Below are 21,134 nucleotides of genomic sequence, written 5' to 3' on the forward strand. Positions count from 1 at the left end.
GCGTTGCTTACATATCCATCTTGATCCGGTATTTTTTGCAGTGCAAAATATGCCGGAAACCTGAGGGAAAAAGCGTGAGCAGAACGAGAAGCGTTTACGGCATGTGGAGTTCAGATCCGGCCAGACATGCGCCGGTGGAAGACGTGCAAGGCATTGTTACCGGTGCCATCGTCTCGGCGCTTGGCTTTTATCTCCTGAACAAGGTCGGGCTGTTGACCGGCGGCACCGCCGGCGTCGCCTTTCTCATCCACTATGCCTTCGGCGTCAGCTTCGGCCTCCTGTTCTTCCTCGTCAACCTGCCCTTTTATTACCTGTCCTTCCGCCGCCTCGGTCTCGCCTTTTCGTTCAAGACCTTCATCGCCATCGGCCTTGTTTCGGTGCTGACGGAAGTGGAGGCGCGCTGGATGGTCATCGACAGCATCAATCCGCTTTGGGCGGCGCTGCTTGGCGGTCTGCTTCTGGGCTATGGGCTGCTGGCGCTTTATCGCCATCGCGCCAGCCTCGGCGGTATCGGCATTCTGGCCATCTATATTCAGGACCGCTTCGGCATCCGCGCCGGTCTTATCCAGCTGGCTTTCGATGCCTTTGTCATGCTCTGCGCTTTTCTCGTCATCGATCCGGCCACCGTGGTCTATTCGATTGTCGGCGCTTTCGTTCTCAACATATTCCTCGCCATCAATCACCGCTCGGACAGATACATCGTCGTGCGTTAAGCTGAACGCTTGAAATTCGTCGGGCTTGGGCGCAATAGCTGGGCCAGATCGGGCAAGTCAGGGGAAAATGCATGGACGATACCAGTGCGCGCAGGCGATTGAACCTTTGGACGTCGGCGCCCGATCGCCATTCGCTGCTGGAAGATGCGCAGGCCATTCTGGCGGGCAGCATGCTGATTTCGCTCGGCGTCACGCTGTTTTCCGCTGCGGGTCTTCTCACCGGCGGTGTGGTGGGTCTCGCGTTTCTGGCGCATTATGCCAGTGGCTTCAGCTTCGGCGCGGTGTTTTTTCTCGCCAATTTGCCGTTTTATTATCTCGCCTTCCGTCGCCTCGGCCTCGCCTTCACCATCAAGACATTCTGCGCCATCGCCATGACGGCACTGCTTTCCGAATATATGCCCGGCTTTTTCGCTTTTGAGATCATCAATCCGATTGCAGCTGCACTTTTCGGCGGATTGACGGTCGCCGCCGGCATGCTGGCTCTGTTTCGCCACCGCACCAGCCTCGGCGGTTTCGGCATATTGGCGCTTTATCTGCAGGACCGTTTCGGCTGGCGTGCCGGCCTCGTGCAGCTCGCCTTTGATGGCATGGTGCTGGCCTGCTCCTTCTTCGTCGCGACGCCTTTTGTCATCCTCTGCTCCATCCTCGGCGCGTTGGTCATGAACCTCACCCTTGCCGTCAATCACAGAAACGACCGCTACATCGCCATGTAGCGGTCGCCCGATTTCGATTGAATAATTCAGGCCGCCTTGGCTGCCGCATCCACCGGGTGCTGCGAGCGAAAACCCACGGCGATGCGGTTCCATGTATTGATGGCGCCGATGGCAACCGTGATCTTCACGATATCCTCATCGGAGAAATGCGCCTTCAGCGTTTCGAAGGCATCATCCGGCGCACCGGTTTCGGCAATCCTGGTCACCGCATCCACCCAGCCGAGCAGCGCCCGCTCCTGTTCGGTATAAACGGTCGATTCCCGCCAGACGCTCATCAGGTTGATCCATTGTTCGGCAAGACCGTCATGGCGGCTTTCCTTGACATGCATGTCCACACAGAAGGCGCAGCCGTTGATGATCGAGGCACGCAGCTTGATGAGGTGAACGAAGCGGCGCTCAAGGCCGCTGCTCTGGACGTAGTTTTCCAGCGCCATCACGGCCTTGAAGGCTTCGGGGGATGCTTTGGCATAGTTGATACGGGTTTTCATCGGTCTCTCCAGTGATTGGGGTCTATTTGAGGGCATGCAGTATCGGTCCGGAAAGCTGTCAGGCTCACCGGTATTGGCTTGGCAGGTCTGTCGGTGGTTCTGTCTTTTCGGGTCTCAGCGCGTCATCGTCTTGCGCTCGTTCAACTCCAGAAAGGCGCAGCCGCGCGCGGCAATCCCGCCATCGTCATTGGCGGCAAGGTCACCCAGAATGTCGGCGATGCTGGTTTTGGCAAGTTCCGCGCGGTAGACCTTCTCCGCTTTCAGCATCGCGGCATTGATGCCGCAAGGCTTGGTGAAATATCGTCCCGGCAAGGGGTTCGGCCCCCGCTGGCGGATTTCCGCACAGCGAAAGGCTGGCTGCGGTCCTTCGACAGCCAGCACGATATCGAGCAGCGTGATCTTGTCGGTTGCCCGGGCCAGACGGTAACCGCCTTTCGGACCCGGTACGGTGGCGACAATTCCCGCGCTGGACAGTGATTGCAGGTGCTTCAGGAGATAGCTCGTGGAAACGCCGTGAAATTCCGCCAGCGCCGCTGCGGACAGCACGCCGCCTTCGGAAAGTCCCGCCAGCATGCCTACGCTGTGAATGGCCTGTTCTACGCCGTCGCCGAGTTTCATCGGTCTTTCCCATGTCCTGTTGCCTCAGTATCGTGGATATTATTTATCCATGATTATGGTTTCCTGTCAAGCGGCCATGTTCCGCCCTTCTTTTTTGCAGCTTTTTCACTACCTTGAAGGCGTGAAACACACCGAGTCTCCCACTTCCGGCACGCATGTCGGCACCTTGCCCCTTCCATTCCAGAAATGGTTTGCTGAAAAAGGGTGGTCTCCGCGCGCGCATCAATCGGAGTTGATGGCGCGGGCGCGGGGCGGTGAAAACATGTTGCTGATTGCGCCGACAGGTGCCGGCAAGACGCTGGGCGGCTTCATGGCCTCGCTCACCGATCTGGCGGAACGCGGCAAGGTGCCGGCGGGCTCCGGTTTCGTCGGCGTGCACACGCTTTATATCTCGCCGCTGAAGGCGCTGGCGGTGGATATCGAGCGCAACCTCACCAAGCCAGTCTTCGAAATGGGCCTTCCGATTTCCATCGAAACGCGCACGGGTGACACGCCGCAGGCCAAACGTCAGCGCCAGAAGGTCAAGCCGCCCGATATTCTGCTGACCACGCCCGAGCAGGTGTCGCTGCTGCTTGCCAACAAAGAGGCTGAACGGTTTTTCCGCGACCTGAAATATGTGGTGCTGGACGAGCTGCATTCACTCGTCACTTCCAAGCGCGGCCATTTGCTGTCGCTGGCACTCGCCCGGGTGCGCAGGCACGCTCCGCATGTGCGCTTTATCGGCCTTTCCGCCACCGTGGCGGAGCCGATGGATCTGCGCCGTTACCTCGCACCGCAGGGGCAAGGCGAACCGCCTGCCGGTCTCATCACGGTCGAAGGCGGGGCAAAACCGGATATCGCCATTCTACAGACGGAAGAGCGCATCCCGTGGTCGGGCCATTCGGCAAGCTATGCCATGAAGGATTTGTATCCGGCGCTGAAAGAGCACCAGACAACGCTGATCTTCGTCAACACCCGCTCGCAGGCGGAGAGGATTTTCCAGGAACTCTGGACCATCAATGACGACAATCTGCCGATCGCGCTGCATCACGGCTCGCTGGATGCCGGCCAGCGCCGCAGGGTGGAAGCGGCCATGGCGGAAAACAAGTTGCGCGCCGTCGTCGCCACTTCCACGCTCGATCTCGGCATAGACTGGGGCGATGTTGATCTCGTCGTGCATGTCGGCGCGCCCAAGGGGGCGAGCCGCCTTGCCCAGCGCATCGGCCGTGCCAATCACCGCATGGACGAGCCGTCAAAGGCGATACTCGTTCCCGCCAACCGTTTCGAGGTGATGGAGTGCCGGGCAGCACTTGATGCAAACTACATCGGCGCACAGGATACGCCGCCGATCGCCGAAGGCGCGCTCGATGTTCTCGCCCAGCATGTGCTCGGCATGGCTTGCGCCGAACCTTTCGATGCCGACGAGCTCTATCGTGAAGTAACGAGCGCTTCGCCCTATGCGGATTTGCCGCGCGCCACCTTCGACCGGGTGGTGGATTTTACCGCGACAGGCGGTTATGCGCTGCGCACCTATGAGCGCTACGCCCGTATCCGCCAGATGAAGGATGGCCGCTGGCGCGTCTCCAATCCTGCGGTTGCGCAGCAATATCGCCTGAACCTCGGCACCATCGTCGAGGCGGCGGAACTGAATGTCCGCATGGTCAAGCGCAATGCCAGGGGCACGGTCGGCCGCGGCGGCATGTCACTCGGTAAGGTCGAGGAATATTTCCTCGAACAGCTGGCGCAGGGCGATACATTCCTGTTTGCCGGCAAGGTGCTGCGCTTCGAGGGTATCAGGGAGAGCGAATGTCTGGTGTCGCAGGCCTTCTCCATGGATCCGAAAATTCCCTCCTATGCCGGCGGCAAGTTTCCGCTTTCCACCTACCTCGCGGATCAGGTGCGCTCCATGCTTGCCGATCCCGCCCGCTGGCACGCGCTTCCGGATCAGGTGCGCGACTGGCTGGCGATCCAGAAGGAAAAATCGATCATTCCGAAGCGCGACGAGTTGCTGGTCGAGACGTTCCCCTTTCGCAAACGCTTCTTCATGGTCATGTATCCCTTCGAGGGACGGCTGGCGCACCAGACGCTCGGCATGCTTCTGACGCGGCGGCTGGAACGGGCCGGCGCAAAACCCATGGGTTTCGTCGCCACCGATTATTCGCTCGCCATCTGGGCCATGGAAGATATCGGCAGGCGGCTGAAATCCCGCCGCCTGTCGCTGGCAGACCTTCTTGATGAGGATATGCTGGGCGATGATCTGGAGGCGTGGCTGGATGAATCCTTCATGCTGAAGCGCACTTTCCGCAATTGCGCCGTCATTTCCGGCCTTATCGAGCGCCGCCATCCCGGCAAGGAAAAGACCGGCCGGCAGGTCACGGTCTCCGCCGATCTTATTTATGACGTTCTTCGCAGCCATGAGCCGGACCATATCCTGCTGGAAGCGACACGGCGCGATGCGGCGGCGGGGCTTTTGGATATTGGCCGTCTTGGCGATATGCTGAAGCGAATCAAGGGGCACACCACCCACCGCGCGCTGGAGCATGTCTCGCCGCTTGCCGTTCCGGTCATGCTGGAAATCGGTCGCGAGACGGTGGCGGGCGAGGCGATGGACGATGTGCTGGCCGAGGCCGCCGACGAATTGATCGCCGAGGCCATGTCCTGAAACGGCGGACTGGAATAAGGGAACGAAGGTAAGTGTTGAGCCGGCTGACACTGAGCGACCGATTTTCGAACGGCTTCGAATGCCTTGGCAGCGAAACCGCCGTGAATGGTGTCGCCGCCTGGTGCGATCCTTTGGGCGGGCTTTACCTGCCGGACCTGTCGCTGCTCGTCGTCTCCGACCTGCATCTGGAAAAGGGTGCCGCCTTCGCCCGGCGCGGGCACATGCTGCCGCCCTATGACACCATCGCCACTCTAAAAATCCTGTCCTCCCTCGTCAGACGCTACGATCCGAAGATCGTCGTCAGCCTCGGCGACAATTTCCACGACCGCGTCGGGTCAGAGCATCTGTCGCCCATGTTGCGCGAACTCATCCGCGAGATGGCGCATGGCCGCGAATGGATATGGATCAACGGCAACCACGATCCTGATGGCACGGTCGATCTGCCGGGCTCTTCGGTGGACGAGATGTTTTACGGCAATCTCACCTTCCGCCACGAGCCGAAGCTGGGTGATGCCGCCGGCGAAATCGCCGGGCATCTGCATCCCTCCGCCACGGTTCGCCGTCGCGAAAAGACGGTCCGGCGGCCCTGCTTCGCCACGGATGGCGCTCGTCTGTTGATGCCGGCTTTCGGGGTGATGAGTGGCGGGCTGGATTTGCGCCACAAGGCCATGCGTGGCCTGTTCGATCATGCGGCGCTCGTCGCGCATCTGATGGGACGGGACCGCATCTATTCGGTGCGGTTCTCAAATCTGCTCGGCTGAGCGTATCAGCGCCGTTATCTCTTTGTCTTTACGCATTGTCCGGACGTAAAGCCGCTACGCACTTTTGACGGAAATGCTCTATTGCCGGTAAACCAGCACCGGTATCTTCGAATTCTTCAGCACCTTGGCCGTGACGCTGCCGAGCAGCATCTCGAGGAAGCTCCTGCGCCGGTGCGAGGCCATGGCGATGAGGTCACAGCCGGTCCTGTCGGCAATTTCGATGATCGCCTCGTCCGGCCGTCCCGCCCGCGCCAGCAGCGCCTCGCAATCCAGCCCCATCGACGCCGCATGCGCCTGGGTGTCCCTGAGAAGATGCTCCGCCTCCTCGCAACGGTGGAATTCTTCTTCGGCAATGGCGGCAATGTCTTCGACGTCGCTCGCAATCACGTGAAAGGGTTCCGATACCGTCACGACGGTCACCTTTGCGCCTGCCTCCCTGGCGAGAGCGAACCCTTGGTCGATTGCGATCTGCGCCAGCGGCGAGCCATCGGTGGGAATGAGAATGTGCTTGAACATGACATTTCTCCTTTTCATCCCGGTCACAACCGCGCTGGCCGCCACTGTCTGGGTGCGAGGTTGTAACGTCTTGAATTTTACCGCAAACCGTTAAAGGAAGCGAATGCTATCTTTGCCGCTGTGGGCGGCAAACGCTCTCTTTTTCGCGATGAAAAAGCGGTCAGTCCTTGCGGAAGATGATGCTGGCACCCCAGCCGGTCACGACGGCCAGCAGAACGCAGAGCGCGCCGTAGGCAAGCGGCGTCTGATGCGCGGCATCGGTGATGGCCTGTTCCATGCCCGTCTTGACGACACGCAGTTTCAGCTCGCGCTGGGCGATGAATTTGCCGCTCTTGAACAGATAGGCTCGGGCCGTGTGCACGCCGTTCGGCACGTTGGCGGGCAGGCGAAGCGTCGCCCAGAACAGACCGGTGCGCTCAAGTCTCACCCCGGTCGTGTCATTGCGATAGATGCCGCTGGAAAGCTTCAGGCGCCGATAGGCCTCCTGAAAATCGAAGACATTATCGGGTACGCCGGAAAACACCGCGCTTTTGAGCGACAGATGATCGACGCCCAGCCCCATGGCCCGCAAGGTGCCCGGCGAGGCGATATCCGTTATGTCACGCGTGCTGGCCATGGAATAGGATTCCGGCAGCGGCGTGAAGGTGATCGCACTGGTATTGATCCAGATGCCCGCAACACGCTGCTTCTTGCGCACGGTCATATAGTCGGTCGGCCCTTCGAGCGTGACGACAATGTCATACTGGCCGATCGCCAGCAGCAGCTGGTCGGTATTGTTCAGCGCGCCGAAGAGGGTGAAATCCGCACCGCGAAAATCGGAGGCGATGGGAATTTCCGTCGTCGATGCGCCGATCTCGATATTTTCCAGCAATGACCGCTGCTGCGTACCGGGAGGCAGGGCAAGCGGCGGCGTCTGTGCGGAGGCCATACTCCCAAAGGCAAGGCAGGGTAAGATCAGAAGGGCGGCGATGAGCAGGCGAGAGGTCAATAGCCCAGCCCTCCCACGGCAACCGAAAACAGGTCTTCCGGACGCACCACCAGCGAGACCGCAAGGCGAAGGGCGACCGCGAGGACAAGAAGGGCGAGAAGCGCGCGCAACTGTTCGCCGCGCAGTTTCTGCCCGACGCGCACGCCATATTGCGCGCCGATGACGCCCGCCACCATTAGGATGAAGGCCAGCACCACATCGACGGAATAGTTGGTCGCCGCCTGAACGATGGTCGTGTAGGCGGTCACGAAAATGATCTGGAACAGCGATGTACCGACGACGACATTGGTCGGGATGCGCAGAAGATAGATCATCGCCGGCACCATGATGAAACCGCCGCCGACACCCATGATCGAGGTGAGGATACCGATGCCGAAACCAAGGGTGACGATCGGAATGATGCTGAGATAGATCTTCGATTTCTTGAACCGCATCTTCAGCGGCAGACGGTGCACCCAGTTGTGATGGCCCGGCCGGCGCAGCGTCACGGTTTCGTTGCGGGCGGCGCGGCGCAGCGCTGAAATGCTCTCCTTCAGCATCAGCCCGCCAACGGTGCCGAGCAGGATGACATAGAGCAGCGAAACGATGAGATCGAGCTGGCCGATGCTGCGCAGGAAGGAGAATATCCACACACCGACCGTCGCCCCGACCAGGCCGCCAACAAGCAGCACACTGCCGAGCTTGATATCCAGCGTGCCGCGCCGGAAATGAGTGATCGAGCCGGAGACCGAAGAGGCAACCACCTGGTTAGCACCCGTCGCCACGGCCACTACTGGCGGGATATTGTAGAAAATCAACAGCGGGGTGATCAGAAAGCCACCGCCCACGCCGAACATTCCGGAAAGAAAACCGACGGCCGCGCCCATGCCGAGAATGATGAAAATGTTCACCGACAGTTCTGCGATCGGCAGATAGACAGTCACGGCTCGGACCTCGGGCAAATGGTTCCGGGCGGCAGGGCTTGTCCGGGTGAGGGGGCCGCGCCGCGATTTACACTTTCTGTCTGAAAAGACCGGGCATGGCCCAGCCTTCATCCGTCATGCCCGCGAGGGCCTGACCTGTCAACATTCAACGGTAAATACGTTGATAATTTGGAAAGATAGCGGCTGTGTGTCGATGGCCAGCCACATTCCTGCGCCGAGTGGTGCGAAAGCGGCCAAGGGGGCCGCTTCACCGGTTCCGAAAGGCTTACTTGTTGCGGGCAAGCAGCGCAGTCACCAGTTCGTTGGTGATACGCCCGTCAGGTGCCTGGCCGACGGATTTCTGGAAATCCTTGATGGCGGTGACAGTGTTCTTGCCGAGCTTGCCATCCGGCTGGCCGGCATCGAAACCGTTCTTGTTCAAGATCGCCTGAATGTTGCGGATCGCCTTCTCCATGTCCACGGAGGCGGTCTTCACACCTTCCTTGCCAGCCCATTCTTCAGGCGGGTTGACGCTGTTGGTGTCTTCCGAAAGCGGCTTGACCTTCCATGCGTCCACCTTGGCCTTGGCGCTCTGAAGCTGCTGCGGGTTCATGGCTCCGGCAACTTCGTCACGCTTCTGGGCGGCGTCCGCGTCGCCATCCTTGGCGGCAATCGCGAACCACTTGTAGGACTCCTCGATATCCTGCTTCACGCCGCTGCCGCGGGCATAGAGAATGGCGAGGTTGAACTGGCTGTCACGCACACCGAGTTCCGAAGCCTTGATGAACCATTGCGCCGCAGCGGTGAAATCCGGCTGGCCGGCCGCGTCGGACGCGAGCAGGACCGCGAGATTGTGCATGGCGCCGGCATTGCCCTGTTCAGCGGCCAGCGTGTAGTAGCGCTTGGCCTCGGAAAGGTTGCGCTCCACACCGTTCGCCTTCTCGTAAAGATTGGCAAGACGGTATTGCGCAGGCGCCAGACCACGATCCGCCGCAAGCTTGTACCATTTCGCCGCTTCCGCACGGTCGGCGGTAACGCCACGACCTTCGGTATAACGTGCGGCGATCTCAAACAGCGCCTGCGTTTCGCCCTTGGCGGCCGCTTCGGCCAGTGATGCGGGCTCGATGCCGGCGGGAACCGCGATTGCGTCCTGCGGTGGAACAACGGTGGTGACAGTTTGCGTCGGAGCCTGCGGTTCGCTCTTTGCGACTGTGTCTGGCGTTGTCGGATCCACCACCGGCGCATCGGCAACCGGCGGCTCGTCTGCGAGCGGTGCGCCGCCAATGGTGCGGGTATCGATGCTGTTCTGCGCCGGCGCGTTATTCTCGATGCTGTCGGCCGATGCCGCCTGCTCGGGATCGATGGCGAGATCGGAGGGGATGGTCACGGCCTTGTCGCCGGTTTCGGGAAGTGCCGAGACCGGTGCATTGTCGATCTTCTGCTCGATAACAGGTGCCGGGGCTTCCGCGCCGCCGATCAGCGTCTTGACGAGCGGCATGGCCATCATGGCGAGAAGAATGGCGCCGATACCAAGCAGCAGCGGGCGACGATAGCGCGACAGCGCCGAGGCGTCGGCCTTACGGCTCTTCTTGCCGGTTTCGAGCTTCTCCGGCGATGTTTCCATGGCCGCAGCCTGTGCTGCGCGGCGGGCGGCGGCAATGAAATCCGTCCGTCCTTCAGCATCTACGGCCTTGCCGCTGGCAGCCACCTGGCTGGCGCGCACGCGTTCCAGTATCTTCTTGATGTCAGGTGCGCCCGAGCCCGGCTCCAGAAGTTCGTTTTCCTGGCCCGCGGGCAGAACGTCGATAGGGTCGAGCGACGGAGCCGGCTCCACCTGCGTGCGGGCAGAGGAGGCCGAGACCGGCTCTTCAGCGGTTTTGACGGTCTTTGCCGTGCCGGTCTTGAACCGTTTCGTCAGGCCGGCAAGCAGGCTCTTCCTTTCCGCCTTGGCGGGCCTTGCGGCAGCAGGCGGCACAACGGCCATCGCATCCGCTTCGTTTTCATCGGCGTCGAGAATGGCCTGTTCTTCAGCGATATAACCTTCTTCCGGGAAGATGGCGGCTGGCATCGCCACTTCTTCGCGGGCGGGCGTGACCATAGGCTGCGCGACCCTGCGGGGCGCGGCCTCTTCGCGGTAGGCGGGAGCGTTGTCCAGGCTGTCGAGACGGCCGGCAATCTGCACCAGCGTCTCATGCAGCGCCTCAAAAGTGCGATGCGTGCGCTCTTCGGTATTGCGGCTCAAGGCTTCGAGGCTGCGCAGATCGGTTGCGAGATCGGTCAGCATCGTCATGTCGGCGAGGTTTGCGCCCGCCGAGAGATTGTTGCGCGTATAGGCGTCCAGAACCGCTTCGGCAGCCTGCCGTGCAGCTTCGATGATATATTCATCGTTAGACGCCATATAGTCCTCGATCGCCGCCATGCGGGCATCGAGTTCCGGGGACATGCCTGCCGCCTGCATCTGCATCGGCTGGCTGATCAGCGTCGAAAGATGGGCGATCTGGTTTTCGAGGCTCGTGAGCGCGCCGTTATCGGCGGGGGCGGCATGGGCGGTCTCGTCGAGACGCGCCGCGATATTGCCGAGCCGCTCTTCCAGGCGCGAAAAGGCGCTTTCGCTGAGGCCCGATACCGGCTGCGGCTGGCTGTAGCGATAATCTAGATCTTCAATGCGGCGCGACAGCGTATCGAGCCGTTCTGCCAGACCGTCATTGACGGCGCCATGATCCAGCGCATCGATCTTGCGGGAAATGTCGCTGAGGAAGGATGTCAGTTCCGCCTGCTGCGAGGGGCGCTGCGACCGCTCCAGAAGCAGCGAAAGCTGGTCCAGCCGCTCATGCAGCTGGGCGGCGTCGCGGGCGGTGCTGAGTTCGTCGATCTTGCCGGACAGCGCTTCAAGGCGGGCAGTCAGGTCCATCGCCGGCTCGGGTTTGGCGGCGGCAAGGCGGTTGATGTCGCCGAGCTGTTCGGCAAGGCCGTTCAGACGGGTTTCCAGCCGCTGCGCCAGCGCATTGTCCGTCGCCTGCGTGTTGGAGCGGGTATTGGTCGCCGCAATGGCACGGCTGATTTCGTCCAGCCGCTGGTCGAGACCGGAAAACTGTTCGGTAAAGGCGGCCTCATTGGGCTGCATATGCTTACCGAGCTGCTCCACGGCGCTGGCAATCGCAATCAGCTTTTCCTCGAGGACACGCACGGCCGGATTGTTACTCATGCCGCCAAGCTGGGTCTTGATGTCATCGAGACGATAGGCGAGCGACACGATCTCATCCTGCAATGAGTTCGTATCAAAACCGCGCAACGTGTCTTCCACATTGTTCCAGCGGCTTTCGATCCGGTGCACGCTGTCTTCGCGCGCAAGCTGGTCGATGGTGAGGCGCAGGTCCTCGAACTCGTTGCGCAGCCCGTAGGCGTCAGGAGATGCGAGGTTGCCAAGCTGGTCGATGCTGCCCGCAAGCCGGGCGATGTCGTCGCGCAGATCGCCGATGAACTGCTGATCTTCCGCCACCGCGCGGATATTGCGGATTTCTGCGCGCAGCCCCTGCGCTTCGCGGGCCACGCCCTCGGAAATATCGTGCTTCAGCTCGTGGCGAAGATTGACGAGCGCCTGCGCGATCTCCTGCAGGGCGGCGTCATTACGCTGCGGTTCCTGATAGGGCGGAATGGAACGTGCGCGCGGAGCGGGGTTTGTCGCCGCGTTCTGAACGTTCGGCCGATATTCCGGTGCAAGCGGGCGGGTAATTGTCCGTTCCGGACGCGCAACGGGTTCCTGCGGGCGCTGGAAGCTCGCCTCGAGAAGGCGCTGGCGCTGGCGGATTTCGTTGACGGGGTCAAGTTGCGGCGGGGTAACCGTGGCGCGTGGTTCGCGGGGCGCGGCATAAGCCTCGCCTTTCGGCTCGGGCGCGGGGCTCGGGCGCGGCTCGCGCGGAAACTTCTGACTCATCAGCCCTTCAATACGGGCTTCAAGGCCTTCAATGGTGCGATTGAGAGCATCAAGAGACGACCTGTCGCTTGGCTGTTGGTTATTCGATCGCAATCCGTTCATCTTCTCGCTCGCTTCGCTTCCGCCCGCTATGCCCGGTTGTTGTCGCGACGTTGCCTGCCTGTGCATGCTGTCGCTGCAACATGCAGCAATTCCAGAGCCGGTATTCGCCCCCTTGGAGGAAAATGCGCCGATGAACGAAGCAGTTACCTCTTGTCGGAGAATTCACGAAACGTGGTAAAGAAGTGGTTAACTATGGTTGGAATTTTTTAACTTTTGTGGCGCGGGGGTAGGCCGCGCCGGGTTGAGCAGCCATTTGCCAGCAGAGGATCGGCGATATCCATTGAAATTTATTTGACGTTTACGCGCACGTCAAATATTGTCATCCCATATCCGCCGGATTGTCTCCGGCACCACGATGCGGAGGAACATCGGTAATGCCTGTTTACAAGGCCCCAGTCAAAGACACGCTTTTTATCCTGAACGACGTTCTTGGCCTCGAGCGGTATAACAACCTGCCCGGCTTTGAAGATGCAACCCCTGACATGATCGAGGCCATTACCGGCGAGGCTGCAAAGCTCGCCGAAGAACGGCTTTTCCCGCTCAACCTTTCCGGCGATCAACAGGGTTGCAAGCGCGCCGATGACGGCTCGGTTTCGGTGCCTGAAGGTTTCAAGTCCGCTTATGACGCCTATTGCGAGGGCGGCTGGATCGGCCTTGCCGTTCCCCAGGAGTTCGGCGGGCAGGGCCTGCCCTATACGCTGCATGCGGCGATCGGCGAATATATGTCGTCCGCCAACCTGTCGCTGATGATGTATCCCGGCCTGACGCAGGGCGCCATCGCTGCCGTCCTCGTGCACGGCACGCAGGAGCAGAAGGAAACCTATCTGCCGAAGATGGTGGAAGGCACATGGTCCGGCACCATGAACCTGACCGAACCCCATTGCGGCACCGATCTTGGCCTGCTGCGCACCAAGGCGGTGCCGCAGGGCGACGGCAGCTACAAGATTTCCGGCCAGAAAATCTTCATCTCCGCCGGCGAACATTCCATGACTGACAATATCGTTCATCTGGTGATCGCCCGCATCGAAGGCGCGCCGGAAGGCACCAAGGGCATTTCGCTGTTCATCGTGCCGAAGTTCCTCGTCAAGGAGGATGGTACGCTCGGCGAGCGCAACGGCGTCACCTGCGGTGCGATCGAGCACAAGATGGGCATTCACGGCAACGCCACCTGCGTCATGAACTACGATGACGCGACGGGTTATCTGCTGGGCGCGGAGAACAAGGGCCTGTCGGCCATGTTCGTGATGATGAACGAGGCTCGCCTCGGCGTCGGCCTGCAGGGGCTTTCGGTCGGTGAGATCGCCTATCAGAACGCCGTGGAATATGCCCGTGACCGCATTCAGGGCCGCTCGCTTTCGGGTGCGAAATTCCCCGACAGGAAGGCCGATCCGATCATCGTGCACCCGGATATCCGCCGCACGCTGATGACCATCAAGGCCTATAACGAGGCTGGCCGCGCCTTCCTTCTGTGGACGGCGCTGCAATCCGACATCGCCCATCGCGCCGCCGATGAAAAGCAACGCCAGGCGGCGGACGACCTGCTCGGCCTCGTCACGCCGATCCTGAAAGGTGTCTTGACCGACAAGGGCTTCGACCATGCGGTGATGGCGCAGCAGGTCTTCGGCGGCCATGGCTACATCGAAGAACATGGCATGAGCCAATATGTCCGCGATGCGCGTATCACCATGATCTACGAAGGTGCCAACGGCATTCAGGCGCTCGATCTGGTCGGCCGCAAGCTTGGCATGAATGGCGGCCGCGCCGTCATGGCGCTGTTCAAGGAAATCGGTGATTTCTGCGAGGAAAACCGCGCCGACGAAAAGCTTGCCCTTTACACCAAGGGCCTGAAGAAGGGCTTGAACGACCTGCAGGCCGCAACCATGTGGTTCATGCAGAACGCCATGGCGAAACCCGACAATGCCGGTGCCGGCTCGACCGACTATATGCATCTCTTCGGCATCGTGGTGCTGGGCTACATGCAGGCGCGCATGGCGAAAGCCGCCAGCGAAGCGCTTGCAGCAGGCAGCGCTTCGGACGAGGATTACCTCAAGACCAAGCTTGTCACGGCGAAGTTTTACATGGAGCGCATCATGCCGGAAACGGCGCTGCGCAAGGCCCGCATCGAAACCGGCGCGGACACCATGATGGAACTGGCTGCGGAAGCATTCTGACAACGAAGGTTTTTGATGGTTACGAAAGCAGACTTAAAAGATTGGGTAGTCGAGGCGCTTAAGGCGAGTAACGGTGAAGGGTCAATTCTGTACGTAGCGAAGTACATTTGGGACCATCACGAAAAGGATCTGCGCGGGCACGATCTTTTTTACTCGTGGCAATATGACATGCGATGGGCGGCGACTGAGTTGAGGAAAAAGGGGCAACTTGTTGCCGCTGATGACGATCGTCGCGGAAAATGGACGCTTAAATGAGCTTGGTGCACTGAGAATACGGTGCAAGGGAGAGAAACAATGACCGACGTTTACATTTACGACCATGTCCGCACCCCGCGCGGACGCGGCAAGAAGGATGGCAGCCTGCATGAGGTGCCTTCCGTTCGCCTTGCCGCCAAGACGCTGGAAGCGATCCGCGACCGCAACGGGCTCGACACCTCTGCCGTCGACGACATCATCATGGGCTGCGTCGATCCTGTCATGGATGCCGGTGCCGTGATCCCGAAGGCCGCCGCCTTCGAGGCCGGTTATTCCAACAAGGCGCCGGGCATGCAGATCTCGCGCTTCTGCGCCTCGGGTCTCGATGCCATCAACTTCGCGGCCGGCAAGGTCAAGGCGGGGTCTGACGATATCGTCATTGCCGGCGGCGTGGAAAGCATGTCACGCGTCGGCATGGGCATGTCGGGTGGCGCCTGGTACATGGACCCCTCGGTCAACTTCCCGGCCTTCTTCATGCCGCAGGGCGTGTCGGCCGATCTCATTGCCACCAAGTATGGTTTCTCCCGTGACGATGTCGACGCCTATGCCGTCGAAAGCCAGAAGCGCGCGGCGCATGCCTGGGATAAGGGCTATTTCAACAAGTCGGTCATTCCGGTGAAGGACTCAAACGGCCTGACGATCCTCGACCGCGATGAGCATATGCGCCCCGGCACGGACATGCAGGCGCTGGCCTCGCTCAATCCTTCCTTCCAGATGCCGGGTGAAATGGGCGGTTTCGAAGCCGTTGGCATCATGGCGCATCCGGAAGTGGAGCGGATCAATTACGTGCACCACGCGGGCAACTCGTCCGGCATCGTTGATGGCGCGGCCGCCGTGCTGGTTGGCTCGAAGGCGGGCGGCGAGGCAATGGGCATTAAGCCCCGCGCCCGCATCAAGGCTTTCGCCAATATCGGCTCCGACCCGGCGCTGATGCTGACCGGCCCGGTGGATGTGACCGAGAAGCTCCTGAAAAAGACCGGAATGTCGCTTGCCGATATCGATCTTTTCGAGCTTAACGAAGCCTTTGCCGCCGTGGTCCTGCGTTACATGCAGGCCTTCGACATCGATCACGACCGGATGAACGTCAATGGTGGCGCGATCGCCATGGGCCATCCGCTCGGTGCAACCGGCGCGATGATCCTCGGCACGGTGCTGGATGAGCTGGAGCGGCGCGATCTCAACACCGCGCTCGTCACGCTTTGCATCGGCGCTGGCATGGGCACGGCGACCGTTATCGAGCGGGTTTGAGAGGCTTCGGCTGATACCGCAACGGTTCCTCCGTCATCCTCGGGCTTGACCCGAGGATCTATCCCCGGTGCTTGGATCCTCGGGTCAAGCCCGAGGATGACGGAGAAAGCGAAGCGGCCATTAAGATTCAGGGAAGAGGAATCCCAAATGAGCACTTACACCAATTTCACCATCGAGACGGACGCAGACGGCATTGCCCTCGTTACCTGGGACATGCCGGAAAAATCCATGAACGTCTTCACCTCTGAGGTGATGGACGAGCTGAACGCCATTCTTGACGCAACCGTCGCCGACAGTGCCGTCAAGGGCGTCGTCTTCACGTCAGGCAAGAGCACCTTTTCCGGCGGCGCCGATCTTTCGATGATCAAGTCGATGTTCTCCTTCTACAATGATGAGAAGGCGAAGAACCCGGATCAGGCGGCGGCAAAGCTGTTCGAACTGGTTGGCCGCATGACGGGCCTGTTCCGCAAGATCGAGACCAATGGCAAGCCCTGGGTTTCGGCCATCAACGGCACCTGCATGGGCGGCGCTTTCGAATTGTCGCTTGCCTGCCACGGCCGGGTCGCCTCCAGTGCCAAGAACCTCAAGATCGCCCTTCCGGAAGTCAAGGTCGGCATTTTCCCCGGCGCCGGCGGCACCCAGCGCGTGCCGCGCCTGACGGATGCGCAATCGGCATTGCAGATGATGACAACCGGCCAGTCGCTGACCGGCGCGCGCGCCAAGGCCATGGGTCTGGTGCATCAGGTGGTGGAGCCGGGTGAACTGGTCTCCACCGCAAAGCAGATGATCAAGGACGGCCTGAAGCCGGTCGCACCCTGGGATGAAAAGGGCTTCAAGGCCCTCGGCGGCGGCATCTGGACGCCGGCCGCTGCCCAGCTCTGGCCTGCCGCGCCGGCCATCCTGCGCCGCGAAAGCGCCGGCAATTATCCGGCCGCACTCGCCATCCTCAAATGCGTCTATGAAGGCCTGCAATTGCCCTTCGATACCGCATTGAAGGTGGAGCAGCGTTATTTCACCGAAATCCTTCGCTCGAAGGAAGCCTTCGGCATGATCCGCTCGCTGTTCATTTCCATGCAGGAACTGGGCAAGGGCGCGCGCCGCCCGGCCGGCCAGCCGAAGACCGAGTTCAAAAAGGTCGGCGTTGTCGGCGCGGGCTTCATGGGCGCTGCCGTCGCTTATGTCACCGCTGCCGCCGGCATCCCCGTCGTGCTGGTGGATCGCGATCAGGAAGCCGCAGACAAGGGCAAGGGCCATTGCGAGGAAAGCGTCAAGGCGGCCATCGGCAAGGGCAGGCTGACGCAGGATGAGGGCAAGGCCCTGCTCGACCTCGTCACCCCGACATCCGATTACGCCGCACTCGCGGATGCCAATCTCGTCATCGAGGCCGTCTTCGAAGACCGCGATGTCAAGAAGGCCGTCATCGAGGCCGTGGAAGCGGTGCTTCCTGAAGGTGCGATCTTCGCCTCCAACACCTCCACGTTGCCGATCACCGGGCTTGCGAAGAACTCGAAGCGCCCGGCGGATTTCATCGGCATCCACTTCTTCTCGCCGGTCGAGAAGATGATGCTGACGGAAGTGATCCTCGGCAAGGAAACCGGCGACAAGGCGCTCGCCGTCGCGCTGGACTATGTGGCGAAGATCAGGAAGACCCCGATCGTCGTCAACGATACGCGCGGCTTCTTCGTCAATCGCTGCGTGCTGCGCTACATGGCGGAAAGCTACGATATGCTGATCGAAGGCGTGCCCGCCGCCATGATCGAAAATGCCGCGAAATTCGCCGGCATGCCGGTCGGCCCGCTGGCGCTGAACGACGAGGTGGCCATCGATCTTTCCTACAAGATCCTGAAAGCCACCGTCGCCGATCTCGGCGAAAAGGCCGTCGATCCGCGCCATATGGAGCTGGTGAAGAAGCTGGTGGAAGGCGAGGGCCGCTTCGGCCGCAAGAACGCCAAGGGCTTCTACGACTATCCACAAAAGCCCGCCAAGAAATCCCTCTGGCCCGGCCTGAAGGACCTTTATCCGCAGCAGAAGCCTGAGGACGTGGATATGGAGGTGCTGAAACAGCGCTTCCTCGTCACCGTGGCGCTTGAAGCCGCCCGCACGGTGGAAGAAGGCATCGTCACCGATCCGCGTGAGGCGGATGTCGGCTCCATCCTCGGTTTCGGCTTCGCGCCCTATACCGGCGGTGCGCTGTCCTACATCGACGGCATGGGTGTGAAGAACTTCGTGGCACTCGCCGAAAAGCTCAGCGAGACCTACGGTCCGCGCTTCAAGCCGACGCCGCTCCTGAAGGACATGGCGGCCAAGGGTGAGAGCTTCTACGGTCGTTTCGATCCCTATGCCAGCGCCGCCAAGGCGGCATGAGGCTTCCGGTCAGATCAGTAAACAGGCCCTCCGGGGCCTGTTTTTTTGAGCCGAATATACCGCGCTGATCGCTTTCGGTGCATCCTTTGCCCAGCTGGGGCGTTGAAAGGGCGAGACCGGGCAAAGACGCCCGCCGCCGCAATTCAGCACGCCCCAGGAGACAGCGATGAAAGCACCACTGCGATCCCACGGTTTCGACAAGCCCACGGACCTCGACGACCATCTGGCAGAGCTGGACGAAGAGGCTGAAGCGACAGCCGCGGAAGCAAAGACGGAAAAAACCACGGTCAAAAGGACGCGTGCTGCCAATACCGTCGATCCGTCGCTGCGCGCCGAATTGGAAGAGCTTCGCAAGCAGGTAGACAAGATCCGCCGCGATATCAAACGGCTGGAGGCGGCCCAGCATTCCCGCCACAGGCCCGCACAGGCTCACCATGAAAGAGACCGCGAGAATTCCCGCCTGATGACGGTGGTGCGCTCCGTCGCCGTAACCTCGCTTGCCAGCCGCATCTTCGCTTCCTCGCCCGTCATGGCGGCGCTGGTGGCCGTTGTGCCCATCGCGCTTGGCCTTGCCGCACGGCGCAGCGAAGTGGCCTAGCTGCCGCCTGCGGTGCCGTTATGCCGGGCAGGATCGGCTGGCGCCGAACCCGGGTAGCGGCCGGATGCTGCAAGGCGCGACACATGGTCGATAACGGGTTTTCCGCCGCAATCCGGCCTGCACCGGGCAGACATTCCAGCCATCCACAGCCCCTGTGAAAAAACTGTCAAAAAACTTCGCGATGGCGCTTGCCATGTCCGAACAAGATGTTATAACCCCGCTCACTTTCGGGGCGCAAAACAGTCCCGACCGCCAAAAGCGGAGGTTCTTCAAGGACCTGAAGTGCCCGGATAGCTCAGTTGGTAGAGCAGCGGATTGAAAATCCGCGTGTCGGTGGTTCAAATCCGCCTCCGGGCACCATTTCTCTCAATAGCATTGTTGACGAATTGCGTGCTTGGCGACTTGTCCATTTGCAAGCAAATTTCGATGAGTGGCTACCGCCATCATATGCTTTTGACAGGCCCGGTGTAGCCATGGGCCAACCCTGTTTGTTGCAGGCAGTTGGAGAGCAGCCCGCAAATGGATCGTGTCACAAGCCCACCTCTTCTACCGCCCGGCATTGTCTATTTTGATGGCTTTCTTTCTCCAGAGGAGGAGGCCGCCGTCACCGACAGACTGGATGCGGGTGCGTGGAGCACGGAGTTGAAACGTCGCGTGCAGCATTTCGGTTATCGGTACGACTATAAGGCGCGCGCTGTTACCGCGGATGCATATCTCGGGCCGTTGCCGCCATGGCTTGGCGTGTTCGCGGAGCGGTTGGTTACCGCAGGATATTGCCGGGATTTGCCCGATCAGGTTATCGCTAATGAATATCTTCCGGGGCAGGGTATTAGCGCCCATGTCGACTGTGTTCCCTGTTTTGACGATGGGATCGTATCGATAAGCCTTTTATCCACATGCGAGATGGTTTTCCGCGAATTGCGTGGACCAGCCATATGCGGCGTCTTGCTTCAACCTCGCTCCGGCGTCTTGCTGAGAGACGCTGGCCGCTACGGCTGGACTCATGAAATTCCGGCTCGAAAATCGGATATCATGAATGGAGTTAAGACAGCCCGAAGCAGACGAATTTCCCTCACTTTTCGCAAGGTTATTGCTTCGAAACAGTTTTGATCGGAGAGGAGAGCGCTGTTATTTTATCCGCTCGAGTAAAAGGTGGAGAAGCGCTATCGGGTCTTGATCCATCGCCGCCGACAGTTTTGCAAACTCAACGACATCTATGCGTCTTTCAGCCCCTTCGGCCTTTGCGACATAGGACTGTGGCTTACCCAGCCGATCTGCGACTTGCTGCTGGGTTAACCCTGCTTTTCGCCGCGTGTCGGTTAGTATCTCAACAAGAAGCCGATACTCGGGTGTATGCGTAGACTTTGTCATGTGCCGAAAAATCTCAAAATCTCGGTGCCAAGGGTCGATCCTGAATTATCCTGCTATGGGATATTGTTGCGGCACTCAAGCTCTCTGCGCACACGTCGCCATTTGCCCTGCTCGAAGCTTCGCGAATAGCGCCACGCCCGGTCTTCTTCCATTGACGCGAATTCCTCCGCGCGCTCGCCATGTCGTTCAGTCAGGTTATCGGCAAGGCGTTTAATCTCCGAGCTTGATAAGAGCAGGGGTCGAATGCGGGTCTGCCATTCGAGCCAGAGGTAAGCTGCTAGGACGAAACTGCAGCCCGCGATGAGATAGAGATAATCGGCGCTGAGCGGCATAGCCTACCTATAATGACGTGATCGTTAACGCCATAATGTACATAGACCCGTGGTTTCTGTCAGGAACAATCTGTTCCTATGGAATCATTTGCAGCAAATCTGAAAAAGCGCGCGAAGGAGCTTGGTCTCTCCAATGCCGAAGTTGCCCGCCGAGCGGGGCTTACGGAGCGTCGTTACGGCAATTACATCATGGGCCGAAGAGAGCCTGATCTGGCGACACTCGTTCGGATAGCCACCGTTCTGGATAGCACTCCGAACGTATTGCTTGATTTTGAGAAGAAAACAGCCGCGCTGACTGGCCATGATCTGCTGAAAGCAAAGATCGCTTCGGCAGCAAATGCATTGCCGGAAAGCGATCTGGAAGTCATGGCCATCGCAATTGAGGCAGTGGCGAACAGCCGGGCAAAGTAGCCCGGCGT

At 60.3% G+C, this 21,134-nt stretch carries 18 protein-coding genes and 1 tRNA gene; 12 read left to right on the top strand and 7 right to left on the bottom strand.

Features of this window, described 5'->3' with window-relative positions; translation table 11 throughout:
* Positions 1 to 74: 74 nt before the first annotated feature.
* Together AKG12_RS00085 and AKG12_RS00090 are read left to right on the top strand one after the other, a co-directional pair.
* Positions 75 to 713 carry a YitT family protein gene (locus AKG12_RS00085; RefSeq protein WP_350638899.1) on the top strand — a complete coding sequence of 213 codons (639 nt, stop codon included), beginning with the start codon at positions 75 to 77 and terminating at the stop codon, positions 711 to 713.
* A 71-nt stretch (positions 714 to 784) separates the two neighbouring features.
* A complete protein-coding gene (locus AKG12_RS00090; protein WP_052816929.1) occupies positions 785 to 1,426 on the top strand; it encodes a YitT family protein in 642 nt (213 codons plus the stop codon).
* Positions 1,427 to 1,452: 26 nt separating this feature from the next.
* On the opposite strand, the gene AKG12_RS00095 is transcribed toward AKG12_RS00090, so the two are convergent.
* Positions 1,453 to 1,914 carry a carboxymuconolactone decarboxylase family protein gene (locus AKG12_RS00095; RefSeq protein ID WP_046800531.1) on the bottom strand — a complete coding sequence of 154 codons (462 nt, stop codon included), beginning with the start codon at positions 1,912 to 1,914 and terminating at the stop codon, positions 1,453 to 1,455.
* Positions 1,915 to 2,028: 114 nt separating this feature from the next.
* Positions 2,029 to 2,532 carry an RrF2 family transcriptional regulator gene (locus AKG12_RS00100; protein WP_052816930.1) on the bottom strand — a complete coding sequence of 168 codons (504 nt, stop codon included), beginning with the start codon at positions 2,530 to 2,532 and terminating at the stop codon, positions 2,029 to 2,031.
* Between the two features lie 49 nt (positions 2,533 to 2,581).
* Here AKG12_RS00100 and AKG12_RS00105 point away from each other — a divergent pair, with 49 nt between their 5' ends.
* Positions 2,582 to 5,173, top strand: a complete 2,592-nt coding sequence (locus AKG12_RS00105) for a ligase-associated DNA damage response DEXH box helicase (RefSeq protein ID WP_285277679.1) — start codon at positions 2,582 to 2,584, stop codon at positions 5,171 to 5,173.
* Positions 5,174 to 5,205: 32 nt separating this feature from the next.
* Entirely contained in the window at positions 5,206 to 5,934 is a 729-nt protein-coding gene (gene pdeM, locus AKG12_RS00110; protein WP_052816931.1) for a ligase-associated DNA damage response endonuclease PdeM, read from the top strand.
* A gap of 78 nt (positions 5,935 to 6,012) precedes the next feature.
* Here pdeM and AKG12_RS00115 read toward each other — a convergent pair whose 3' ends face one another.
* The 4 genes from AKG12_RS00115 to podJ all read right to left on the bottom strand — a co-directional run bounded on the left by AKG12_RS00115 (position 6,013) and on the right by podJ (position 12,376).
* Positions 6,013 to 6,450, bottom strand: a complete 438-nt coding sequence (locus AKG12_RS00115) for a universal stress protein (protein ID WP_052816932.1) — start codon at positions 6,448 to 6,450, stop codon at positions 6,013 to 6,015.
* A 160-nt stretch (positions 6,451 to 6,610) separates the two neighbouring features.
* The gene (locus AKG12_RS00120) at positions 6,611 to 7,438 is read right to left on the bottom strand and encodes a TIGR02186 family protein (RefSeq protein ID WP_046800535.1); all 828 of its coding nucleotides are present in this window, start codon (positions 7,436 to 7,438) and stop codon (positions 6,611 to 6,613) included.
* Positions 7,435 to 8,361 carry a sulfite exporter TauE/SafE family protein gene (locus AKG12_RS00125; protein ID WP_046800536.1) on the bottom strand — a complete coding sequence of 309 codons (927 nt, stop codon included), beginning with the start codon at positions 8,359 to 8,361 and terminating at the stop codon, positions 7,435 to 7,437. The genes AKG12_RS00120 and AKG12_RS00125 overlap by 4 nt, the downstream gene beginning before the upstream one ends.
* Before the next feature lie 265 nt (positions 8,362 to 8,626).
* Positions 8,627 to 12,376, bottom strand: coding sequence for a cell division protein PodJ (gene podJ, locus AKG12_RS00130; protein ID WP_082178637.1), 3,750 nt, complete (start codon positions 12,374 to 12,376; stop codon positions 8,627 to 8,629).
* Positions 12,377 to 12,750: 374 nt separating this feature from the next.
* On the opposite strand from podJ, the gene AKG12_RS00135 reads away from it, so the two are divergent.
* The 7 genes from AKG12_RS00135 to AKG12_RS00165 all read left to right on the top strand — a co-directional run bounded on the left by AKG12_RS00135 (position 12,751) and on the right by AKG12_RS00165 (position 20,122).
* Positions 12,751 to 14,547 (top strand): acyl-CoA dehydrogenase C-terminal domain-containing protein, encoded by a 1,797-nt coding sequence (locus tag AKG12_RS00135; protein WP_052816934.1) that lies wholly within the window; start codon positions 12,751 to 12,753, stop codon positions 14,545 to 14,547.
* Between the two features lie 15 nt (positions 14,548 to 14,562).
* Entirely contained in the window at positions 14,563 to 14,802 is a 240-nt protein-coding gene (locus AKG12_RS00140) for a hypothetical protein (protein ID WP_052816935.1), read from the top strand.
* 39 nt (positions 14,803 to 14,841) lie between these two features.
* The gene (locus AKG12_RS00145; protein WP_052816936.1) at positions 14,842 to 16,050 is read left to right on the top strand and encodes an acetyl-CoA C-acetyltransferase; all 1,209 of its coding nucleotides are present in this window, start codon (positions 14,842 to 14,844) and stop codon (positions 16,048 to 16,050) included.
* Positions 16,051 to 16,197: 147 nt separating this feature from the next.
* Entirely contained in the window at positions 16,198 to 18,414 is a 2,217-nt protein-coding gene (locus AKG12_RS00150) for a 3-hydroxyacyl-CoA dehydrogenase NAD-binding domain-containing protein (RefSeq protein ID WP_052816937.1), read from the top strand.
* Positions 18,415 to 18,580: 166 nt separating this feature from the next.
* A complete protein-coding gene (locus AKG12_RS00155; protein ID WP_052816938.1) occupies positions 18,581 to 19,012 on the top strand; it encodes a hypothetical protein in 432 nt (143 codons plus the stop codon).
* Between the two features lie 284 nt (positions 19,013 to 19,296).
* Positions 19,297 to 19,372, top strand: a tRNA-Phe gene (locus AKG12_RS00160).
* Positions 19,373 to 19,531: 159 nt separating this feature from the next.
* Positions 19,532 to 20,122 (top strand): alpha-ketoglutarate-dependent dioxygenase AlkB, encoded by a 591-nt coding sequence (locus AKG12_RS00165; protein WP_052816939.1) that lies wholly within the window; start codon positions 19,532 to 19,534, stop codon positions 20,120 to 20,122.
* Between the two features lie 18 nt (positions 20,123 to 20,140).
* On the opposite strand, the gene AKG12_RS00170 is transcribed toward AKG12_RS00165, so the two are convergent.
* Positions 20,141 to 20,383, bottom strand: coding sequence for a helix-turn-helix domain-containing protein (locus tag AKG12_RS00170; protein WP_046800543.1), 243 nt, complete (start codon positions 20,381 to 20,383; stop codon positions 20,141 to 20,143).
* Positions 20,384 to 20,793: 410 nt separating this feature from the next.
* On the opposite strand from AKG12_RS00170, the gene AKG12_RS00175 reads away from it, so the two are divergent.
* On the top strand, positions 20,794 to 21,126 hold the full coding sequence (locus tag AKG12_RS00175; RefSeq protein ID WP_052816940.1) for a helix-turn-helix domain-containing protein: 333 nt from the start codon (positions 20,794 to 20,796) through the stop codon (positions 21,124 to 21,126).
* Positions 21,127 to 21,134 lie beyond the last annotated feature (8 nt).

The organism is Agrobacterium sp. SUL3 (assembly GCF_001263295.1).
In the GTDB taxonomy this organism is placed as follows: domain Bacteria; phylum Pseudomonadota; class Alphaproteobacteria; order Rhizobiales; family Rhizobiaceae; genus Agrobacterium; species Agrobacterium tomkonis.

Coding starts and splice junctions, on each gene's coding strand:
- AKG12_RS00155 (WP_052816938.1), top strand. CDS start 18,581: ATGAAAGCACCACTGCGATCCCACGGTTTCGACAAGCCCACGGACCTC.
- AKG12_RS00105 (WP_285277679.1), top strand. CDS start 2,582: ATGATTATGGTTTCCTGTCAAGCGGCCATGTTCCGCCCTTCTTTTTTG.
- AKG12_RS00150 (WP_052816937.1), top strand. CDS start 16,198: ATGAGCACTTACACCAATTTCACCATCGAGACGGACGCAGACGGCATT.
- AKG12_RS00115 (WP_052816932.1), bottom strand. CDS start 6,450: ATGTTCAAGCACATTCTCATTCCCACCGATGGCTCGCCGCTGGCGCAG.
- AKG12_RS00175 (WP_052816940.1), top strand. CDS start 20,794: ATGGAATCATTTGCAGCAAATCTGAAAAAGCGCGCGAAGGAGCTTGGT.
- AKG12_RS00170 (WP_046800543.1), bottom strand. CDS start 20,383: ATGACAAAGTCTACGCATACACCCGAGTATCGGCTTCTTGTTGAGATA.
- AKG12_RS00095 (WP_046800531.1), bottom strand. CDS start 1,914: ATGAAAACCCGTATCAACTATGCCAAAGCATCCCCCGAAGCCTTCAAG.
- podJ (WP_082178637.1), bottom strand. CDS start 12,376: ATGAACGGATTGCGATCGAATAACCAACAGCCAAGCGACAGGTCGTCT.
- AKG12_RS00145 (WP_052816936.1), top strand. CDS start 14,842: ATGACCGACGTTTACATTTACGACCATGTCCGCACCCCGCGCGGACGC.
- AKG12_RS00140 (WP_052816935.1), top strand. CDS start 14,563: ATGGTTACGAAAGCAGACTTAAAAGATTGGGTAGTCGAGGCGCTTAAG.
- AKG12_RS00090 (WP_052816929.1), top strand. CDS start 785: ATGGACGATACCAGTGCGCGCAGGCGATTGAACCTTTGGACGTCGGCG.
- AKG12_RS00165 (WP_052816939.1), top strand. CDS start 19,532: ATGGATCGTGTCACAAGCCCACCTCTTCTACCGCCCGGCATTGTCTAT.
- AKG12_RS00135 (WP_052816934.1), top strand. CDS start 12,751: ATGCCTGTTTACAAGGCCCCAGTCAAAGACACGCTTTTTATCCTGAAC.
- AKG12_RS00100 (WP_052816930.1), bottom strand. CDS start 2,532: ATGAAACTCGGCGACGGCGTAGAACAGGCCATTCACAGCGTAGGCATG.